Source organism: Mycobacterium syngnathidarum (assembly GCF_001942625.1).
Taxonomy (GTDB): domain Bacteria; phylum Actinomycetota; class Actinomycetes; order Mycobacteriales; family Mycobacteriaceae; genus Mycobacterium; species Mycobacterium syngnathidarum.
This window is the reverse complement of sequence record NZ_MLCL01000089.1, coordinates 76,653-96,073: the sequence shown is the minus strand read 5'-3', so window position 1 is coordinate 96,073 and position 19,421 is coordinate 76,653. Positions and strand designations below refer to the sequence as shown.

The window sequence follows — 19,421 nt, the reverse complement described above, 5'->3', positions numbered from 1 at the left end:
CGGCGGGGTCCGGGGGAGGGATGTGGCGATGCGGAAGGCGTTTCACGACGAGTTGGCACAGCTGTGCAGTCAACTTGCCGAGATGTGTGCTCTGGCGGTGAGCGCGATGCAACGGGCCAACCAGGCTCTGCTCGACTCCGATCTGTCGTTGGCCGAGCAGGTCATCGCCGACCATGAACACATCGCCGCCTATAACCGCCGCATCGAGGAGTCGGCGTTCCGGCTGCTGGTCCTGCAACAGCCCGTCGCCGGCGAGCTCCGCACGGTCGTCGGTTCGATGCACATCGCGGCCGACATCGACCGGATGGGTGCGCTTGCGGTGCATGTCGCCGACATCTCCCGATTGCGTCATCCCGAGTGCGCGCTGCCCGACGAGGTCCGCGCGAGTTTCACCGACATGGGGGCGCAGGCCGTGCGGTTGGCGCAGACCGCCCAGGAGGTGCTGGTGTCGCGGGATCCCGACGCTGCGGCACGTCTGCGCGATGAGGACGACGCCGTCGATGCCGAGCATCGCCATCTGTTCACCCTGCTGCTGGACCGTCAGTGGGAGGACGGGGTGTGCTCGGCTGTCGACGTGGCATTGTTGGGCCGCTACTACGAACGGTTCGCCGATCATGCCGTCGAGATCGGCAAGCGGGTGATTTTCGAGGCGACCGGCGGCCGGCCGCTGCACAAGAAGCTGGCGTGAGCCGTTACTGCGCGGGGGAGGATTCCAGCAGCGCGGTGAACAGCCGGGTGAGGGTCTCGGTGTCGACTGTCCCGGGTTGCAGCACTTCCTCGGTGGCGATGCCGGAGATGATCGTCACCACCAGTTGTGCCAGTGCCGACAACTGGTGGCCGGGCAGGCCCGTGCCGGCCTGTTCGACGATGCGCAGCGCTTGATCGGCGGCCGCGCGGCGGCGGGCCACCAAGCGTTCGCGCAGCTGCGGGTCTCGTACTGCACGCAGCCAGTATTCGATGAGCACGATCTGATATTCGGTCTGGTCGTGGATCGAATCGAGGGTTGAGCGGCTCAGGGCCGCGGCGATGGCCGCGGTATCGCCCTGGCCGCTGTCGAGCGCGGTGGCGATAAGTGCGCCGCGGCTCTCGAACTGCCGGTCCAGCAGGGCCAGGAACAACTCGTCCTTGGATTCGAAGTTCGAATACACCGCGCCTTTGGTGAATCCCGCGGCGTGACCGATGGCGTCGATGGTGGCGCCGGCGAACCCTTCGGCCGCGAAAACCTTGAGCGCCGCGTCCAGGATCCGGTCACGCACCTCGTCACGGGTGGGGCGGGTACGGGTGGGTTTGACAGCCGACATGGCCAACACAATACTCGCTAGTATCGTATGGATACCAGTGAGTATCGAAAGGTCGGAAATGGCAGACAGGGACGACGCCGAGGACACCCAGGCGCCCGAGGTGGACGACGCGCAGGACCCGCCGCAGATCATTGCGGCCGGGCTGGGGGTCGACGGCGAGCACGGACCGCTGTTCTCCGATATCGGCCTCGAGCTCACGCCGGGATTCCATGCCATCCAGATGCCCGGTGGCTGGGGGCAGACCGCCCTGCTGCTGACGTTGGCCGGGCGGCTCAAACCCACCCACGGCACCGTGACTGTCCGCGGCGAATCGGACCCCAGAGCGATCCGGCGCCACTGCGCGATCGCGGCGTTCGCCGACATCGATGAACTGGAGGATTCGGTCACCGTGCAGACCGTGCTCGCCGAACAGCGACGCTGGCTGGCGCCGTGGTATCGACGAGTTCCGATCGAGGCCGGCGAATCCGCCCTGCGCGAGGTGTTCGGCGAGCTGACGCCGCCCGCACCGCAGGACTACATCAGCGAACTGTCCGATCTCGACCTGTTTCTGCTGAAAGTCACCTTGGCGCTGTTCTCGAATCGTCCGATCCTGGTGGTCGGTGACCTCGAACAGGTCCGGGACAACTCGCGCCGGGCGATCGCCATCGAACGACTCGGCGCCATCGCCACCCAGCGCAGTGTCGTTGTCGGCGTGACCAATCCGCTCGGTGTCGAAGCTCCTGACCACGGACTGCACGACCACCGCATCCTGACCGGAAAGGACGCCTGATGTTGGGTCGTCACGACTTCAACTCACCCGCCGCGGGTCTCGCCTTCGGCTCGGAGATCAAGCGCTTCGGCCGCAGCCGCATGACCCGAGCCGCGATCGTGGTGCTCATGCTGCTGCCGCTGGTGTACGGCGCACTGTATCTATGGGCGTACTGGGACCCTTTCGGTCAGGTCGACAAGATGCCGGTGGCGCTGGTCAATTCCGACCAGGGAGCGGTGGTTTCGGGTCAACACGTCAATGTCGGCTCCGAGATCGCCAAGAGCCTGACCGACGACGCCAGCCTGAATTGGCATGTGGTGGATGCCGACGAGGCGCGGCAAGGTGTCGAGCACGGTCAGTACTACTTCATGCTTGAGCTGCCAAGCGACTTCAGCGAGGCGATCGCGTCGCCGCTGACCGGTAACCCCAAGCAGGCCAACCTCAATGCGGTCTACAACGACGCCAACAACTACATCTCGTCGAACATCGGCCGAACCGCGATCGACCAGGTGCTCAATGCGGTGTCGACGCGGATCTCGGGTCAGGCCGTCAACCAGGTGCTGTCGGTCGTCGTCAGCTCGGGTGCCGGGATCAAGCAGGCCGCCGACGGCGCGGCCCAACTCGCCGACGGCGCAGCCAAAGTCGACGACGGCGCCGGTCAGCTGGCGACCGGGCTGCACAGCGCTCGGTCGGGCTCGGCTCAGTTGGCCACGGGTGCCAAACAGCTCTCGGACGGCATCACCAAGGCCACCGATCCGCTGGTCGCCGTCACCTCCGCATTGTCGAAGATCGGCGGCGACACGCAGAAGCTGGAAGACGGGACCGCTGCGTTGCGTCAGGCCAATGACCAGATCGGTGCCATCACCGGGGCGCAGGACTCCGCGGCCACGGCACTGGCCTCGGTGATCGACCAGCTGTCGGCCAGCCCGGATCCTGTCGCCAACAACGCCGCCGGGACGCTGCGCGGCGTTCAGGATGATCTGCGGGCCCATCAGTTCACCCCGCAGATCCGCCAACAGCTCACCGACGCCGAAAACGCGGCGATCTCGATGACGTCGTCGCTGCGCAATCCCGGCAGCCCGCTGAACTCAGCGCTGGATCAGGTGGGCAGCAAGAACCAAGAACTCAGTGCGAAACTCAATGAGTTGCGCAGCGGAGCCCGGCAGCTGGCGACGGGCAATGCCGAACTGGCCAGTGGCATAGCCAAACTCGATACCGGTGCCGGGCAGCTCAAGGCCGGCACCGCCCAGTTGCGAGGCGGATCGGCCGAGTTGGCGACCAAGCTCGCTGACGGTGCCGGCCAGGTGCCGGATTGGACGCCCGCGCAGAAGGAAGCGATCGCCGACACCATCGGCGGCCCGGTGCACCTGCAGAATTCGGCCGAGAACGCCGCACCCAACTTCGGCACGGGGATGGCGCCGTTCTTCATCACGCTCGCCCTCTTCTTCGGTGCGCTCGTGCTGTGGATGGTGTTGCGTCCGTTGCAGAATCGCCCGATTGCCGCGGAGGTGCTGGCGATCCGGGTGGTGCTCGCCAGCTACCTGCCTGCCGCGGTGATCGGGGTGTTCCAGGCGATCATCCTGTACTGCGTGGTGCGCTTCGCCCTCGGTATGCAAGTGGCGCATCCGGTCGCGATGCTCGGCTTCATGACGCTGGTTTCGTGTACCTTTGTCGCCGCGACGCAGGCGATCAACGCCTTTGTCGGCCCTGCGGTGGGGCGCGTGCTGCTGATGGCCCTGCTCATGCTCCAGCTGGTCAGCGCGGGCGGCATGTACCCGGTGGAAACCACGTCACGGCCGTTCCAGGAGTTTCACAACTACGATCCGATGACATACGGCGTCAACGGTTTGCGTCAGCTCATCCTCGGCGGGATCGACCACCGGCTCTGGCAGGCGATCATCACGCTGTTGGTGATCTGGGTCGGCGCACTGACCATCTCGTCGTTGTCGGCCAGGCGCAACCGGCTGTGGAACATGACCCGGTTGATGCCCGCGATCAAGATGTGAGTCAGACTGCCTGCAGCAGAGCGGCATCCGCCAGCGGCCGGCTCGGTTGGCCGTGGATGTCGACGGGAACATCGCCGGCAAGCGTCACGCGGTGCATCACCCGGCGCTGGTTGTCGTAGTCGTCGACCGCACGGTGCTGGGTGGCGCGGTTGTCCCAGATCGCGACGTCGCCGAGTGACCAGTTCCAGCGGATAGTGTTCTCCGGAACGGTGATTCGGCGCTGTAGCAACTCCAGCAGGGTGGCCGATTCGTGGCTGTCCAAACCGAGGAATCCGCGGGTGAAGTCGCCGGCGACCAGGGTGCGCTCGCCGGTCTCCGGATGCACCCGAACCACGGGGTGCTCGGTCCGGAAGTCGGGCTTCTCGAACGCGGCCCGCATCAGCTGCTGTTCCTCGGTGAGGGCGATGGCCTGTGCCGCGGCGTAGTCGAAGCGGTTGCTGTGGACGGCCCACAGGTTCTCGGTGAGGGCCTTCAGCGGTGCGGGCAGGGCGTCGTAGGCGGCCGCGGTGGAGGCCCACAGGGTGGATCCGCCGTATTCGGGCAGCGTCACCGCGCGCAGGATCGAGATGGCCGGGTAGTCGGGTACGAATGTGACATCGGTGTGCCAGCGGGTGGCCTTGGCGTACTCGGAATCCAGCGGTGTGATGATCGGGGCTTCGGCTTGCTTGAGGGCGTGATGGCCGACGGGCTTGCCCAGGAGCCGCGCAAAGGCGTGATGTTGCTCGTCGGTGAGGTGCTGCTGGCCGCTGAAGAAGATCACTTTGTGCTCGAGCAGCGCGCGCCGGATCTCGGCGACGGTGTTCTCGTCGAGATCGCCGCCCATCTGCACGCCCTCGATGCGGGCGCCGATGCGGCTTCCGAGCTTTGTGACAGTGAGAAGGGGGGTGGTGGAAGCGGTCATCGGCTCGTCCTTTGTTCTGGTGGGAACACCTGTAGTCAGGTGACTACAGGTGCATGTGGGCTAGTGTAGCCATGTGACTACACCCACGCCACCGGCCAAAGATCCGGCGAATCCGGTGGGCCGCGACGAGGTGGTTGCCGCCGCGCTGTCGGCGGCGGCCGAACTGTTCGCCGAGCGCGGAGTGTCTGCCACGTCGATCCGTGACATCGCCGCCCGGTCCAAGGTCAACCACGGACTGATCTACCGGCACTTCGGCACCAAGGAGCAGTTGGTCGGCGCGGTACTCGATCACCTCGGGACACGGCTCACCACACTGCTGGACAACGGTGGCCCGGCTGACGAGATCGAACTCAACATGGACCGACACATGCGGGTGATGGCCCGCGCGCTGCTCGACGGTTACCCGATCGGCCAATTGCAGACCCGGTTTCCGGGGGTGACGAGGCTGCTCGACGAGGTGCTTCCGCGTTTCGACGACGAACGAGCGGGGCGGCTGGCGGTCGCCAATGCCGTTGCCCTGAAATTGGGTTGGCGGTTCTTCGAACCGTTCCTGCGATCGTCGGCCGGCCTGGATCCGATCAGCGACGGTGAGGTGCGGAACGCGGTCGGCGCCGAGGTCGCACGGATCCTCGAACCCGGCGCCGCCGCGGATCAGTCAGCTGCCGCTGCGGACTGAGGATTCGACCTTCTCGCCGAGCTGTTTGTCGACGTTCTTCCAGTACTCGAAGGCCCGCTCCAGGACATGCTCGGAGACACCCTTCGAGAGGTGACCGGCGATGTTGGAGACCAGCCGGGCCCGCGCCGCGTCGTCGAGCACGTCGCGCACCATGGTTCCGGCCTGCCCCCAGTCGTCGTCCTCGGCGTGCAGCGTGTAGGCGGCGCGGATCATCTCGCCGTCGGCACGCCACAGCGATTCACCGGTGCGGGCCGGGTCGGCCTGCGGGCCGCCGTACGAGTTCGGGGCGTAGACGGGATCGGACACGTTCTTGATCCGCATGGCCCCGTCTTTCGAGTAGCTGTTCACCTCGACCTTCGGGGAGTTGACCGGGATCTGCTTGTAGTTGGTCCCGAGCCGGTGACGGTGGGCGTCGGCATAGGAGAAGTCACGGGCCAACAGCATCTTGTCCGGACTCAGACCGGTGCCGGCCACCCGGTTGTTCGGCTCGAACGCTGCCTGCTCCATTTCGGTGTGATAGTCCTCGACATTGCGGTCCAGCGTCAGCGTGCCGACATCGTGCAGCGGGTAGTCGCCGTGCGGCCACACCTTGGTCAGGTCGAACGGATTGAACCGGTAGTCCTTGGCTTCCTCGAACGGCATGAGCTGCACCTTCAACGTCCAGCTCGGGAAGTCGCCGCGGTCGATCGAGTCGTACAGATCACGCTGATGGGCATCGCCGTCGACGCCGGCCATTCGGTCGGCTTCCTCCTGGGTGAGGAAGTCGATGCCCTGGTTGGTGATGAAGTGGTACTTGACCCAGGTGATTTCTCCGGCAGCGTTGATCCAGCTGTAGGTGTGGCTGGAATAGCCGTTCATGTGCCGCCAGTCTTTCGGGATGCCGCGGTCACCCATCAGCCAGGTGACTTGGTGCGCGGATTCCGGCGACAGCGTCCAGAAATCCCACTGCATGTCGTGATCGCGAGTGTTGTTGTCGCTTCGCCGCTTCTGCGAGCGGATGAAGTGCTGGAACTTCAACGGGTCCCGCATGAAGAACACCGGGGTGTTGTTGCCGACCATGTCGAAGTTGCCCTCGGTGGTGTAAAACTTGGTCGCAAAACCCCGGGGATCACGCCAGGTGTCTGGGCTGCCGCGTTCACCGGCCACGGTCGAAAACCGGGTCAGCGTCTCGGTTTTGACGCCCGGCTGGAACAGCGCAGCCTTGGTGTAGGCGCTGACGTCGTTGGTCACCTCGAAGTGACCGAATGCGCCGCCACCCTTGGCGTGCGGCTGGCGCTCCGGGATGCGCTCCCGGTTGAACATCGCCATCTGCTCGATCAGGTAGTGGTCCTGCAGCAGGATCGGCCCGTCGGGACCGATCGTCAATGAATGCTCGTCGCTGTACACCGGGATCCCGGCGTCGGTGGTTGTCGGCTTGGGCTGGGTACCGGTCACCCCGTCGCTCCTTTCGCTGTTCAGCAGCCGGCGCTGCGCGCGCGGCAACGCCACCACTGGGACCTACGAGTGCCGGGTACCCGCCGACGTTGTGACTCCAAACCCCGTTCGGGTGCTCTTATCGGTCGGAGTGGCCCGCGCGACGGCGTACCGGTTCCTTGCCGGGTGGCTGATGCGGGGGCGGCAGCAGTGGATGGAGAGGCGTGATGGCGACGGTAGTCGGTCCACTGGTGTCGAGCACGACGTCGTCTCCGGCATGACGGATGGTGAGCGTCCCGTCGGGCCCGTCGCGCAACGTGTAGGTGACGTCTTCGTGGTGCGCATCGACTGTCACCCGAAAACCCTTCCACAGCAACCGAAACCGTAGACACGAGATGCCGTCGGGCAGGTGCGGGTCCAGGGACAGGGTGCTCTCGTCGTCCCGCAGCCCGCCGAAACCGGCCACCAGCGCGGTCCATGTCCCGGCCAGCGAGGCCATGTGCAGGCCATCGCGGGTGTTTCGGTGCAGATCACGTAGATCGATCAGCGCGGCCTCGTAGGCGTAGTCGTGGGCCAGCTCGAGGTGGCCGACCTCGGCGCACATGACTGCCTGGGTACATGCCGACAGCGACGAGTCCCGGGTGGTGCGCCGCTCGTAGTAGTCGACGTTGCGGGCCTTCTGCTCCGCGGTGAACGCATGGCTCTGCCACTGCATGGCCAGCACGAGATCGGCCTGCTTGAGCACCTGGGCCGGGTAGAGCCGGACATAGGGTTCGTGCAGCAGCAGCGGGTAGGAGGTGTTGGCGGAGAAATCCCATTCGGCCAGCGTTGTGAAGCCCTGGCACTGCGGGTGCACCCCCAACTCCTCGTCGTAGGGAATGTGGGCGGCATCGGCGGCGTCACGCCAGGCCGCGGTCTCCTCGGTGGTCACGCCCAACGCGTAGGAGGCGTCGGGATGGCGGGTGCACGCGGCAGCGGCCACCCGCAGGTTGTGTGCGGCCATCAGGTTGGTGAACACGTTGTCGCGCACCACCGCGGTGTACTCGTCGGGTCCGGTCACCCCGTCCAGATGCCAGATCCCGTGGCGATCGTGATGGCCCAAGGACATCCACAGCCGGGCGGTGTCCACCAGCACCGTGAGCCCGCATTCCTGCTCCAGCGAATCATCGCCGGTGACAACGCGATAGCGCTCGAACGCCGCGGCGATGTCGGCATTGATGTGCCACGCGGCGGTGCCCGCAGGCCAATAGGCCGAGCACTCCTCGCCGCGGATGGTGCGCCACGGGAAGCTGGCGCCGTCCAGATCGAGCTGCTTCGCACGCTCTCGGGCGAGATCGAGCGTGGAGGCCCGCCACCTCAGGGCGTCGGCGGCCGCCTGCGGCTTGGTGTACGTCAGCACCGGCAGCACGAAACCCTCGGTGTCCCAGAAGGCATGCCCGTCATAGCCGGTGCCGGTCAGTCCCTTGCCTGCGATGGCACGCCGCTCGGCGCGGGCGCTGGCCTGCAGCACGTGGAACAGTCCGAACCGCACTGCCTGCTGGCAATCGGGGTCGCCTTCGACTTCGACGTCGGCGCAGTCCCAGAATTCGTCGAGGTAGGCCCGCTGAGAGTCCAGCAGCCCCTGCCACCCGCTGTAGCGGGCACCGGTGATGGCCGCAGCGGCCTGGTCGCGCAAGGCCGGACGCGATCGCAGGCTGGACCATCCGTACCCGAGGTATTTGACGATGCGCAGCTTCTGCCCGGCCCGCAGGCCGCAGATGACGGTGGTGCGGGCCAGGTCCTCACGCGAATCGGTGCTGACCTCGACCCGCCCGGGCACCTCGACGTCGTGATCCATCGCGGCCGCCATCATCAGGCCACTGCCGACCGTGCGGTGCACCAGAAGCGCACCGCTGTCGGTGTTTTCATGGTGGACGGCGTGCAGCGGATGTTTGAGCACCGCCGAGACCCGGGGGTCGTCGGAGGTCTCGGGCTGGTCCTCGTTGGTGACGAGTTCGGATTGCACCGTCACGCGGACGAATTCGTCGAGCGCCTCGACGATGTACTCGACGGCCGCCACGCCGCGGTGCGCGAACGACACCAGACGCGTCGAGAGAATCCGGACCTGTTTGCCCGCCGGGGAGCGCCAGTGGGCGAGGCGCGTCAGGGTTCCGGCGCGTAGGTCCAGTGTGCGTTCGTGATCGATCAGCTCGCCGTAGCGCACGTCGAAGGGCTCGTCGTCGACGAGCAACCGCAGCAGCTTGCCGTTGGTGACGTCGACGACGGTCTGGCCGGCCTCGGGGTAGCCGAACCCGGCCTCGGCATAGGGCAGCGGGCGCACCTCGAAGAACCCGGCGAGGTAGGTGCCCGGCAGACCGTAGGGCTCGCCTTCGTCGAGGTTGCCGCGCAGGCCGATGTGGCCGTTCGACAGCGCGAACAACGATTCGGATTGTGCCAGCAGGTTGAGGTCCAAACGGGTTTCGCGCACCTGCCACGGCTCCACCGGATAGGCCTCGTGGGTGATCATCATGGCGTTACATCAACTCCGCGAGGTCGGTGACGACGACGTCGGCGCCGTCGCGGCGAAGCTGCTGGGCCTGCCCGACCCGGTCCACGCCGATGACGAATCCGAATTTTCCGGCTCTGCCTGCCGCGACCCCGGCCAGCGCGTCCTCGAACACCGCGGCCTGGGCGGGGGAGACGTCGAGGAGTTCGGCGGCACGTAGGAAGCTGTCCGGCGCCGGCTTGCCGGCAATGTTCTCCTCGCGCATCGTCACGCCGTCCACCCGCCGCTCGATGTAGGTGTCCAAACCGGTGATCCTGAGGACTTCCTCGGTATTGGCGCTGGAGGACACCACGGCCCGGCGCAGCCCTGCATCGGCCACGGCTTGCAGATATCGTCGCGATCCCTCGAACACCTCGACCCCGTCTTTCTGCAGTGTCTGGTGAAACATCGCGTTCTTCCGGTTGCCCAGGCCCTCGATGGTGCCGGCTTCGGCGGGATCATCCGGTGTGCCCTCGGGTAGTTCGATTCCCCGGCTCGACAGGAACGTCCGCACGCCGTCCTGTCGGCGCTTGCCGTCGACGTAGCGCAGGTAGTCGCCGTCGACGTCGAACGGTGTGTACGGCTCACCGGTGCGGTCGGCCCGGCCTTCGAGGTACTCGTCGAACATGGCCTTCCAGGCCTTCTTGTGCACGCTGGCCGTATCGGTCAGCACACCATCGAGATCGAACAGGCAGGCGGTGATCTGCTCGGGCAAGCCCAGCACAACGGTCCTCGCTTTCGCCGACGTCCACTCCATCATGCGTAGTCGCCGCGCCAAGGGTGGGTTTAAACACGGCTCCGGCGGCCCGCGGTATCCGCCTACCAAGTTTTCCGGCACGTCAAGCACGCTCTGACCTGCCCTCTAGACTGTTGCGGTGGCTTCTCCATCTCCCCGTCCCGTCCTCGTCGTCGACTTCGGCGCTCAGTACGCACAGCTGATCGCGCGGCGGGTCCGTGAGGCCCGGGTGTTTTCCGAGGTCATCCCGCACACCGCCACGGTCGAGGAGATCAAGGCCAAGGATCCGCAGGCCATCGTGCTGTCGGGTGGCCCGGCCAGTGTGTACGCCGAGGGCGCCCCACGCCTGGATCCTGCGTTGTTCGATCTCGACGTCCCCGTGTTCGGCATCTGCTACGGCTTCCAGGCGATGGCCCAGGCACTCGGCGGCACCGTCGAGCACACCGGGACCAGCGAGTACGGGCGCACCGAGCTCGCCGTGTCGGGCGGCGACCTGCACTCTGAGCTGCCGGTCAGCCAGCCGGTATGGATGAGCCACGGCGACGCCGTCACGGCCGCGCCGGAAGGCTTCGAAGTGATCGCCTCCAGTGCCGGCGCCCCGGTCGCGGGTTTCGAGAACCGGGCCCGCCGCCTGGCCGGCGTGCAGTACCACCCGGAGGTCCTGCATTCCCCGCATGGCCAGCAGGTGCTGAGCCGGTTCCTGCACGAATTCGCCGGCATCGGCGCGACCTGGACCCCGGCCAACATCGCCGAGCAACTCATCGAGGCGGTCCGCGCCCAGATCGGTGACGGCCAGGCCATCTGTGGTCTGTCCGGTGGTGTCGACTCCGCGGTGGCCGCGGCGCTGGTGCAACGCGCCATCGGGGACCGGCTCACGTGTGTGTTCGTCGACCACGGTCTGCTGCGGGCCGGGGAACGGGGGCAGGTGCAACGCGATTTCGTCGCCGCGACCGGGGCCAAGCTGGTGACCGTCGATGTCGCCGACCGTTTCCTCGAAGCGCTGACCGGGGTCACCAACCCCGAGGGCAAGCGCAAGATCATCGGCCGCGAGTTCATCCGCGCGTTCGAGGGCGCGGTGCGCGACACCCTGAGCGAGGCCGACATCGACTTCCTGGTGCAGGGCACGCTGTACCCCGATGTGGTGGAATCCGGTGGCGGCACCGGCACGGCCAACATCAAGAGCCACCACAACGTCGGCGGCCTGCCGGACGACCTGAAGTTCAAGCTCGTCGAACCGCTGCGACTGCTGTTCAAGGACGAGGTGCGCGCGGTGGGCCGTGAACTCGGCCTACCCGAGGAAATCGTTGCCCGCCAACCGTTCCCGGGGCCGGGCCTGGGTATCCGTATCGTCGGCGAGGTGACCGCCGACCGGCTCGAAACCCTGCGCCGCGCCGACGCGATCGCGCGTGAGGAGCTCACCGCCGCCGGGCTGGATCAGCAGATCTGGCAGTGCCCGGTGGTGCTGCTGGCCGACGTGCGTTCGGTCGGTGTGCAGGGCGACGGCCGCACTTACGGGCACCCGATCGTCCTGCGCCCGGTGTCCAGCGAGGACGCCATGACCGCCGACTGGACCCGGGTGCCCTACGAAGTGCTGGAACGGATTTCGACCCGGATCACCAATGAGGTGCCCGAGGTCAACCGGGTGGTGCTGGACGTCACCAGCAAGCCGCCGGGCACCATCGAGTGGGAGTAGTTACGTCTGCTCGCCGGGATTCGTCGCCGCCTTCTCGACGTACTCGGTCAACATCTGACTGACCACCGATTCGATGGTCGATTCGATCGAGGCGGCCAGCGTCGCGCTGACCGCGGAGACGGCCTGGGTACGGAACTGGATCAACATCGTGATCAGTTCGGCCACTTCGGTATCGGCGGGCAGCGACTCGCCGGGTTTGATCTTCTGGGACACCTGCTCCACACCCGCCCGCACCAGGATCGAGCTGATCTGATCCAGCAGCGGCAGCACCTGCTCGTGTACATCGATCAATTTGTCGATCGGGACACCGTACCGCCGGACTTCGTTGAATGCCTCGATCAGCTTGGGTCGCACGATGATTGCCTCATCCGAGGTCTTCTCGATCTTGATCACGCCGTTGCCGACCAGCCTGTCGAAGGCCGAGTCGTCGGCGACCAGCCGTTTGGCGTGCCCGAGCGGCACCCGTTCGGGTTTCTCGGTCGCCCAGTTGCCCGCGATGGCGTCCTCCAAGCCCAGCACATCGCCGATGTCCTTGCCCTGTTCCCAGGCGCTGAGCATCTCGTGAACGTGCGCGATGTTGTAGCCCCGGTCCAGCATCGAGGTGATCAAGCGCAGCCGGGTGAGGTGGGTGTCGTTGAACAACGCGATCCGGCCCACCCGCAGTGGCGGGTGCAGCAGGCCCCGGTCTCGGTACACCCGAATGTTGCGGGTGGTCGTGTCGGCAAGCCGGGCGAGCTCCTCGATCCGGTACTCGCCCGATGCGGCGGCGCCGTGCGGTTGCACGGCGGCGTCGAAGAGCTGCGACACCGCCGTCTCGATGACGTCGCGCGATCCGCGCCGGATCTGCCTGGGGGCCCGGCGCAGACCGGTGAGGATGGTCGAGATGGCGCCGGCCGGCGGCCGGGGCTGCTTGGCCGCCATCACGCCGAGGAGCTGATCGCGACAGCTGCGTCGCGTGCTGAAGTGGGACTCGGCGCGTCCCGCACCGCTACCTCATAGTCGCCCAGCCGGAAATCCCGCATCTGTCGAAGATACTGGGTGGCGGTTCCGGGATACATCGACGCGTTGAATCCGTCGGCGGTCAGATACCAGCTGGTGCACCCCGACATCCAGGTGGTCTTCGTCAACCGCTGCTGAAGTCGGGTGTTGTGCCGCTCCTGGACGGCGGCTCGCACGTCGAGGTAGCGGAGATTCTTGCGCAGGATCGTGGTGATGCCGGTGACGGCGTAGTCGATCTGACCCTCGACGTAGACCAGCAGCGAGTTGTGTCCCGGCCCGGAGTTGGGTCCGGTCATCAGGAACAGGTTCGGGTACCCGTGGACGTTGATGCTCTTGTATGCCTGGGCGCCGCCTTTCCACTCGTCGGCCAGGGACCGGCCGCCCACGCCGGTGACCGGATACGGCGGGCCGGTGAGATGGACGTCGAAGCCGGTGGCGAACACGATCGCGTCGAGGTGGTGTTCGATGCCGTCGCTGGTGCGGATGCCCACCGGGCTCATCGTGGCGATGGGCCAGTCGATCAGCTTGCAGTTGTCGCGCTGCAGAGCCGGGTAGTAATCACTGGACACCAGCATCCGCTTGCAGCCCGGGGTGAAATCCGGGGTCAGCTGCCTGCGCAGCCAAGGGTCGGCAACCTGCCGGCGCAGGTGCGCCTTGCCGAGCCGGGCCACCAGTCCTGTCAGCGGGGTGTCCCACACCATCGCCGTCGCGCTCGCCTCATGACCCCAGAACAGGATCTGCCGGGCGAGCTGTTGTGCGGCAGGAACTTTGGCGAACAAGCTGCGCGCGACCGGGGGCGTGGCGATGTCCAGGCGGGGGATCACCCAGCCCGGGGTACGTTGGAACACTTTGACGAAGCCCGCGGTCTTCACCAGTTCCGGGATGATCTGCACCGCGCTGGCTCCGGTGCCGATGACGGCGACGCGCTTGCCGGTGAAGTCGTAGTCGTGGTCCCAGTTCGCACTATGGATCTTGTGCCCCTGGTAGGTGTCCAGTCCACGGATATCCGGCCATTTATGGTCCGGCAGGGGGCCCGACGCCAGCACGACGGTGCGGGCCCGAAATTGCTTGCGGCCCGTGGTCTTGACCGTCCAGACGTCCTCGGTCTCGTCGAAGGCGAGGCCGTTGACCTCGATCCCGAACTGGATGCGCCGGCGCAGGTCGAAGGTGTCGACCATGCCCTCGATGTGCTGACGGATTTCACCGGCCGGCGAGTACGCCCGTGACCAGTCCGGGTTCCTGACGAACGAGAACGAGTACAGCAGTGACGGAATATCGCACGCCGCACCGGGATAGGTGTTGTCGCGCCAGGTTCCACCGACCCGGTCGGAACGGTCCAGGATCACGAAGTCGTCGACGCCGGCCTCGATGAGTTTGATCGCGGTGCCGATACCGGTGAACCCGGCGCCGACGATCAGGGTGTCGTACGTACGCATGTCAGGCCGCCGGCTCGTGGGTCAGCTCTTTGAACCAGCTGGGGATGGGTCGCAGCAACGTCTTCGGATAGCGGTCGGACGCCCACACCATCGGGTTCGCGATCCAGTGATAGGGGTGGCGTGGGTTGGTGACCACCCGGCCGTGCAACTTGAGCAGCTGATACGTCGGGACCCGCCAGGTGTACTCACCGCGGCCGCCGATCTCCTTGAAGCGCATCATCGCCTTGTACAGCTTCTCCGGTTGCAGACCCATGTCGACGATGTTGTTGCGCATCCGGTTGAGCAGCGGCACATACATCAACGTGCCGATGATGACGCCGGGGGACGCCACGTTGCCGACGAATTCGACCGCCAGTCTCCGCGCGGTGGAGTTGCCGATCATGTTGAGCACCTCGAAATCCACCGCGATATGGCGGGATTCGTCGTTGTTGATCTTCTCGAAGACCTGGTGGCACACGGGGTCGTCGACCTCTTCGAGCAGGAACTTCAACAGTGCCCCGTCGAGGGCCACCTCGAGCATCGGGATGACGGTGCCTAGCACCGAGAGTGACATGTTGTCGGAGAAGGTGTCCAGCCACTCGATGGCCAACCGGATGTTGACGTTCGGTTCGGGCATCTCGCCGTCGTCGAGCATGCCCCAGCGCTTCATCAGGGCCAGTTCGGCATTGGCATGCCGCTGCTCCTCGGCGTGGAAGTAGCGGTAGATCTCGGCGATGGTCGGGGTGGGAGCCTTCTTGGCCAGCGCGGCGAACCCGCGCGCACCGACGTTCTCGATCCAGCACAGATCGGCCATGAAAGCCTTGAGCTTGGGCCGCATTTCGTCGGTGATGGTCTCGGCGCCCGGCGCGTCCCAGTCGATGTCGGCCAGTGCCCACTGGCGATCCTTGATCTTTGCCAGCATGCGTTCCATATCCATGGCCATGGCTAAACCTCCTCGTGACTGGTGACGCGGGTGGTCAGACCCACGGCTCGGGTGTAGATCGTCGGGGTGAGTCGTTTGATGCCCCAACCGATCCGGGCGTCGGGTTGCGGCATGCAGTAGAGGCCGCCGCGGTCGTTGGTGTCCAGGCACATCCGGGCGACACGTTCGGGGGAAAACCCGGTCCAGCGCATCAGCCGGTCGGCGAGCTGCGTCGACTGGGCGGTGATCCGGCCAGCTTCGACGATGTTGGTCTTGACGAAAGTCGGGCACAGCGCCGTGACGTTGATCCCGGTGCCGGCCAACTCGGCGGCCAGCGTCTCCGACAGCGACAGCGTCCCAGCCTTGCTGACGTTGTAGGCCGCCATCCCCGGAGCCGCGCCGAATGCGGCAGCGGACGCGACGTTGATGATGCCGCGGGGCTGATTGCCTTCTGCGGCACGCAGAATCGGAGTGAACACGTGGCAGCCGTGGATCGGCCCCCACAGGTTGATGCCGAGCACCCAGTTCCAGTCGTCGAGGGTGACCTCGCCGATGGGTTGGCCGCCGGCGCCGACGCCGGCGTTGTTGACGACCAGCGATGGCGGACCGTCGAACCAGGCTTGTGCGGCCTCGGCGAGATGCGTGACGTCCTCGATCCGCGATACGTCGCAGCGCACCGCGGTGGCCTGCCCACCGACGACGACGATACTTTCGGCGATGGCGCGGGCTGCGGCCTCGTCGATGTCGCTGCACACCACCCGGCCGCCGCGGGCGGCCAGTTCGCGGGCAAAGGCCGCGCCGATGCCGCTGCCCGCTCCGGTGACAACGGCGTCGGCGTGCCGGCTGCGCTTGCGGCCCGATCCGAGGATGTTCATCCGGTCACCTCGATGGTGGTGCAGCGCAGGGACTCCGAGATGAAGCCCGCTGCCCGTTGCATGGCTGGGACGGCTTCTGGGCTGAGCCGAGGGAGGGCCTGGAAGACGTGGACCTGATCGGGCCACACCTGCAGTTCGGCATTCCCGCCCGCAGTGCGGATGTCCGCGTCGAGCGAGCGGGCATCGGCGAGCAGCATCTCGGCGCCGCCGGCCTGGATCAGCGTCCGCGGCAACTGCCGCCCGCCTGCGACATCCAGGGCCAGGCGAGGGTGGGTGACATCGATTTTCCCGCAATACAACTCGACGAGGCGAGCGGCATCGGCGACGCGGATGGCGGGGTCGGGGGACAGGCTCTCCCGGGCACGGGCAAGCGTGAACGTCAGATCGATCAGGGGCGAGAACAGCACCAACCCGGCGGGATGGGCGACATCGGGTTGCAGGAGCAGATCCACGGCGAGGTGCCCACCTGCGGAGTCGCCTGCCATCACGATGCGGTCCGGATGGAGGCCGCGTTCGGTGCACAACCAATTCCAACCTGCCCGCACGTCGTTGGCGGCGGCGGGGAACCGGTGTTCGGGAGCCAGCCGGTAGTCGATGCAGAACACGGGCAGTCCGGTCAGGCGTGACAGCCATGCGGTGAGCCGCCGGTGTGTCTGCGGCGAGCACAGCGCGAACCCGCTGCCGTGAAGGTAGTAGATGGCCCGTTCGCCTTCGGTCACTCCCGGGCCGCGTACCCATTCGCCCACGACGCGCCTGCCATCGGCCGTGCGTACGTCGACGCGTTCGACGCGGGTTCCCGACAACGACGGTCCGAAGGTGGCCATGATCCGCGCGATCAGTTTGCGTGAGCTCCACAGCCCCCAGCCGGTGTCCGGTGGGAGGGCGGCGCTGACATTCCGCAGGGTAAGGCTGCTGACCTTGGATGCGCTGCGGGATCGGAACGATCCATGGCGGGGCACGGCCGGGTGTGGTCCGGGCATGAGGGCCTCCTCGTTGAAGCGTGGAAGGAGTACACCAGCAATTGATGACATTTGTCAATGTCACCAATCGTCGATGGATGAACATCGATCGACCCGCCCCGGGTCAGCGGGCCGGGTCTCCACGCCAACGAAAACTGTTGACGTACTTGCCCATGTCCAAGGCAAGGTCCAAATTGGCCCCGGACGGGATTCCCGGACCGAAATCAGGGCCGTACGCGTGATACGGCCCGGTAGCGACGGCGATCAGCGCCAGGTCGTTCTTGACGGCCGTGAGGATGACCACCCGCAACCGCATGTACTCGCCGGTGGCGTTCTGCGGCCAGCTGTCGAGAACCATCCCGTACCCCGGCTGGTAGCCGACCATGGCATTCGGGATCTCGTAGTCCATGTCGGCGTCGGGGTAGGTGTCCGCGATCAGGGCCGTGGCGACCTCCTTCGGGGTCCGTCCGGCTGCCGGCTTGCCGATGAGTTGCATGGTGCCGCCGTCACCGGCGAGGAAATCCGCCGTCACACCGTCGTTGGCGGTGGTGACCGTGTAGGCCGCGCCGGTGGCGGGGAAGGCGACCGAGAACCCGCCGTCCGGAGCGTTGAAGCGGGGATTCGTCGCCACGGGCTCGAACGTCGGCGGACGGCCACAGTCGGGCGGGCAGATGTAGCGAGCAGGTGCGGGGCTGGCCAAGGCCGACACCCCGACGAGACCTGCGGCCGGCAACACGACGGCGGCACCCCATAGCTCCAGCATCCGGCGGTCGTCGGCCCGGTGCACCGGCGGCGGCAACGTGTGGATCGCGACTCCACAGTTGGGGCAGAACGTCGTATCGGGAACGGACTGGTCGCATTGTGGGCACACCAGCGATCCGTCGGTCTGAACGGCGTCACGGGTTTCGTAGAGCAATGCGAGCTGCACGCTGATGCGCAGTGCGAGCATCGCCAGCGCCATCACCGCCAGATGCACTGCCAGCACCAATATCTGAGAGACCGGCGCTACATCGATCAGACCGAGAATCGCATAGCCGGCAGGAACGGCTGCGGCCGTCAGTGTCACGGCCGTGCGTACTCGCTTCGGCTGCGCGGTGGCCGCCGCCGGCGTGAACCACAGCGCGACACCGACGAGCGCGCCGGCGGCCCCTGCGGTCAACGGCACCGCCACGCCCTGGATCCCGGCCTGGACCAACAGCCCGGTCAGCGGCCGGTCGTGGTCGACCAACCCGTCGTCGAACTGCGGAGCCAACCGGCCGAGTGTGGCGGTCGCAGTGAAGGCAAGCGCACCGAGTGCACCGATTGTGAAGCCGCCCAAGGACTCCCGTGCGCGCGGTGCGAACAGACCGATCGCGATGACCGGGGCCAGCATCAACAGCATCGCGCCGAGTGGGACGCCGAGGCCGTCCCGCAGGATCCGCAACGGTGGGACGGCGACACCCATCGGCATGTCGTACTCGCGGGCCACCGTGGTCGCCGTCATTAGTGTCCAAGCGACGCCCAGTCCAGCGCCCAGGACAGCGGTCAGCAGCAACGTGCGCGCTGGAATGTCTTGTGAGGCAGCGGTTCGACGGAGGTATGCGACGAACAACAGCGGCACTCCGAATGCAGCGAGCGCGTTCATCGCGGCGGGTAATCGCAAGAGTGCGCAGGCGACCACCGCGACCACCAGCACCGCTATGGCCAGGCGGAACAGCGCGCGCGAATGTCGCGGCAGCTGCGGGAACAGCGAACTGACCACCGACGGCCGCAGCAGGTGCTCGCGGCCTGCGCAGTATGCGCGGATCCGCAACCACCCGGGCTCATCGCCCTGTGCGTCCAGATGTGTACCGCACCGGCCGCAGAACTCTTGTGCCGCAACCTGGGCCCGGCATCGCGGGCACGCGGTGGTTCGCACTGTGTCGTCGGGGTCGTCGGGGCCCGTTCCGGAGCTCATGGCATGGATGGCCGCGAAGTCGGCGGCCGCTGTCCGAGCGCTATTGCCGGTGGGGGCTGCCGATCCCGTGCCGCCCAGTGGGTGGCGCCGCCGGTCCCACGTGGGTGGGCGTAAAGCTGTTGGCGCCGCCCGGGGTCACCTGCTTCTCGGTGGGGGCAGCGGGCGGCGGTGCCGTTGTGGTCGTCGTGGTGGTAGTCGGAGTCGGGCTCGTGGTCTCGGGCGCCTTTTCGCCCGTACCGCAAGCGCTGAGCCCGACCATCCCGATGATCGCAGCGGAGGCCGCACCGACTGCGAGGCGACGAGCTGATGTGCGTGAC

Annotated in this window: 16 protein-coding genes; 5 read left to right on the top strand and 11 right to left on the bottom strand. The window is 66.6% G+C overall.

Going from position 1 to position 19,421, the window contains the following annotated elements:
• Positions 1 to 28: 28 nt before the first annotated feature.
• Positions 29 to 688 (top strand): phosphate signaling complex protein PhoU, encoded by a 660-nt coding sequence (phoU, locus tag BKG60_RS26345; RefSeq protein ID WP_070944195.1) that lies wholly within the window; start codon positions 29 to 31, stop codon positions 686 to 688.
• A 4-nt stretch (positions 689 to 692) separates the two neighbouring features.
• Here phoU and BKG60_RS26340 read toward each other — a convergent pair whose 3' ends face one another.
• Positions 693 to 1,313: a TetR/AcrR family transcriptional regulator gene (locus BKG60_RS26340; RefSeq protein WP_070944349.1), complete on the bottom strand. Its 621-nt coding sequence runs from the start codon at positions 1,311 to 1,313 to the stop codon at positions 693 to 695.
• Positions 1,314 to 1,359: 46 nt separating this feature from the next.
• Between BKG60_RS26340 and BKG60_RS26335 the strand changes: the two genes are divergently transcribed.
• Positions 1,360 to 2,070, top strand: a complete 711-nt coding sequence (locus BKG60_RS26335; RefSeq protein WP_242671651.1) for a P-loop NTPase family protein — start codon at positions 1,360 to 1,362, stop codon at positions 2,068 to 2,070.
• The gene (locus BKG60_RS26330; protein ID WP_075910207.1) at positions 2,070 to 4,055 is read left to right on the top strand and encodes a YhgE/Pip domain-containing protein; all 1,986 of its coding nucleotides are present in this window, start codon (positions 2,070 to 2,072) and stop codon (positions 4,053 to 4,055) included. Before BKG60_RS26335 ends, BKG60_RS26330 begins: the two co-directional genes overlap by 1 nt.
• A 1-nt stretch (position 4,056) precedes the next feature.
• Here the strand turns inward: BKG60_RS26330 and BKG60_RS26325 are convergent, their stop codons facing one another.
• The gene (locus BKG60_RS26325; protein WP_075910206.1) at positions 4,057 to 4,956 is read right to left on the bottom strand and encodes a TauD/TfdA dioxygenase family protein; all 900 of its coding nucleotides are present in this window, start codon (positions 4,954 to 4,956) and stop codon (positions 4,057 to 4,059) included.
• Between the two features lie 73 nt (positions 4,957 to 5,029).
• On the opposite strand from BKG60_RS26325, the gene BKG60_RS26320 reads away from it, so the two are divergent.
• Positions 5,030 to 5,632 carry a TetR/AcrR family transcriptional regulator gene (locus BKG60_RS26320; RefSeq protein ID WP_075910205.1) on the top strand — a complete coding sequence of 201 codons (603 nt, stop codon included), beginning with the start codon at positions 5,030 to 5,032 and terminating at the stop codon, positions 5,630 to 5,632.
• Here BKG60_RS26320 and BKG60_RS26315 read toward each other — a convergent pair.
• The 3 genes from BKG60_RS26315 to BKG60_RS26305 form a co-directional block, all read right to left on the bottom strand.
• Positions 5,612 to 7,066, bottom strand: coding sequence for a catalase (locus BKG60_RS26315; protein WP_070944347.1), 1,455 nt, complete (start codon positions 7,064 to 7,066; stop codon positions 5,612 to 5,614). The two genes, BKG60_RS26320 and BKG60_RS26315, sit on opposite strands and share 21 nt — an antisense overlap.
• 118 nt (positions 7,067 to 7,184) lie before the next feature.
• Positions 7,185 to 9,551, bottom strand: a complete 2,367-nt coding sequence (locus BKG60_RS26310) for a glycoside hydrolase family 65 protein (RefSeq protein WP_075910296.1) — start codon at positions 9,549 to 9,551, stop codon at positions 7,185 to 7,187.
• 7 nt (positions 9,552 to 9,558) lie between these two features.
• On the bottom strand, positions 9,559 to 10,329 hold the full coding sequence (locus BKG60_RS26305) for a beta-phosphoglucomutase family hydrolase (protein ID WP_075910204.1): 771 nt from the start codon (positions 10,327 to 10,329) through the stop codon (positions 9,559 to 9,561).
• A 115-nt stretch (positions 10,330 to 10,444) separates the two neighbouring features.
• Here BKG60_RS26305 and guaA point away from each other — a divergent pair, with 115 nt between their 5' ends.
• Positions 10,445 to 11,998, top strand: coding sequence for a glutamine-hydrolyzing GMP synthase (gene guaA, locus BKG60_RS26300; protein ID WP_075910203.1), 1,554 nt, complete (start codon positions 10,445 to 10,447; stop codon positions 11,996 to 11,998).
• On the opposite strand, the gene BKG60_RS26295 is transcribed toward guaA, so the two are convergent.
• The 6 genes from BKG60_RS26295 to BKG60_RS26270 all read right to left on the bottom strand — a co-directional run bounded on the left by BKG60_RS26295 (position 11,999) and on the right by BKG60_RS26270 (position 19,104).
• Positions 11,999 to 12,919, bottom strand: coding sequence for a MerR family transcriptional regulator (locus tag BKG60_RS26295; protein ID WP_070184961.1), 921 nt, complete (start codon positions 12,917 to 12,919; stop codon positions 11,999 to 12,001).
• On the bottom strand, positions 12,919 to 14,433 hold the full coding sequence (locus tag BKG60_RS26290; RefSeq protein ID WP_075910202.1) for a flavin-containing monooxygenase: 1,515 nt from the start codon (positions 14,431 to 14,433) through the stop codon (positions 12,919 to 12,921). The genes BKG60_RS26295 and BKG60_RS26290 overlap by 1 nt, the downstream gene beginning before the upstream one ends.
• 1 nt (position 14,434) lies before the next feature.
• Positions 14,435 to 15,355: a reductase gene (locus BKG60_RS26285; protein WP_075910201.1), complete on the bottom strand. Its 921-nt coding sequence runs from the start codon at positions 15,353 to 15,355 to the stop codon at positions 14,435 to 14,437.
• Positions 15,356 to 15,357: 2 nt separating this feature from the next.
• Positions 15,358 to 16,209 (bottom strand): SDR family NAD(P)-dependent oxidoreductase, encoded by an 852-nt coding sequence (locus tag BKG60_RS26280; protein WP_075910200.1) that lies wholly within the window; start codon positions 16,207 to 16,209, stop codon positions 15,358 to 15,360.
• Positions 16,206 to 17,189, bottom strand: a complete 984-nt coding sequence (locus tag BKG60_RS26275; protein WP_075910295.1) for an alpha/beta hydrolase — start codon at positions 17,187 to 17,189, stop codon at positions 16,206 to 16,208. Before BKG60_RS26275 ends, BKG60_RS26280 begins: the two co-directional genes overlap by 4 nt.
• A gap of 103 nt (positions 17,190 to 17,292) precedes the next feature.
• The gene (locus BKG60_RS26270) at positions 17,293 to 19,104 is read right to left on the bottom strand and encodes a zinc ribbon domain-containing protein (protein WP_075910199.1); all 1,812 of its coding nucleotides are present in this window, start codon (positions 19,102 to 19,104) and stop codon (positions 17,293 to 17,295) included.
• Positions 19,105 to 19,421: the final 317 nt, after the last annotated feature.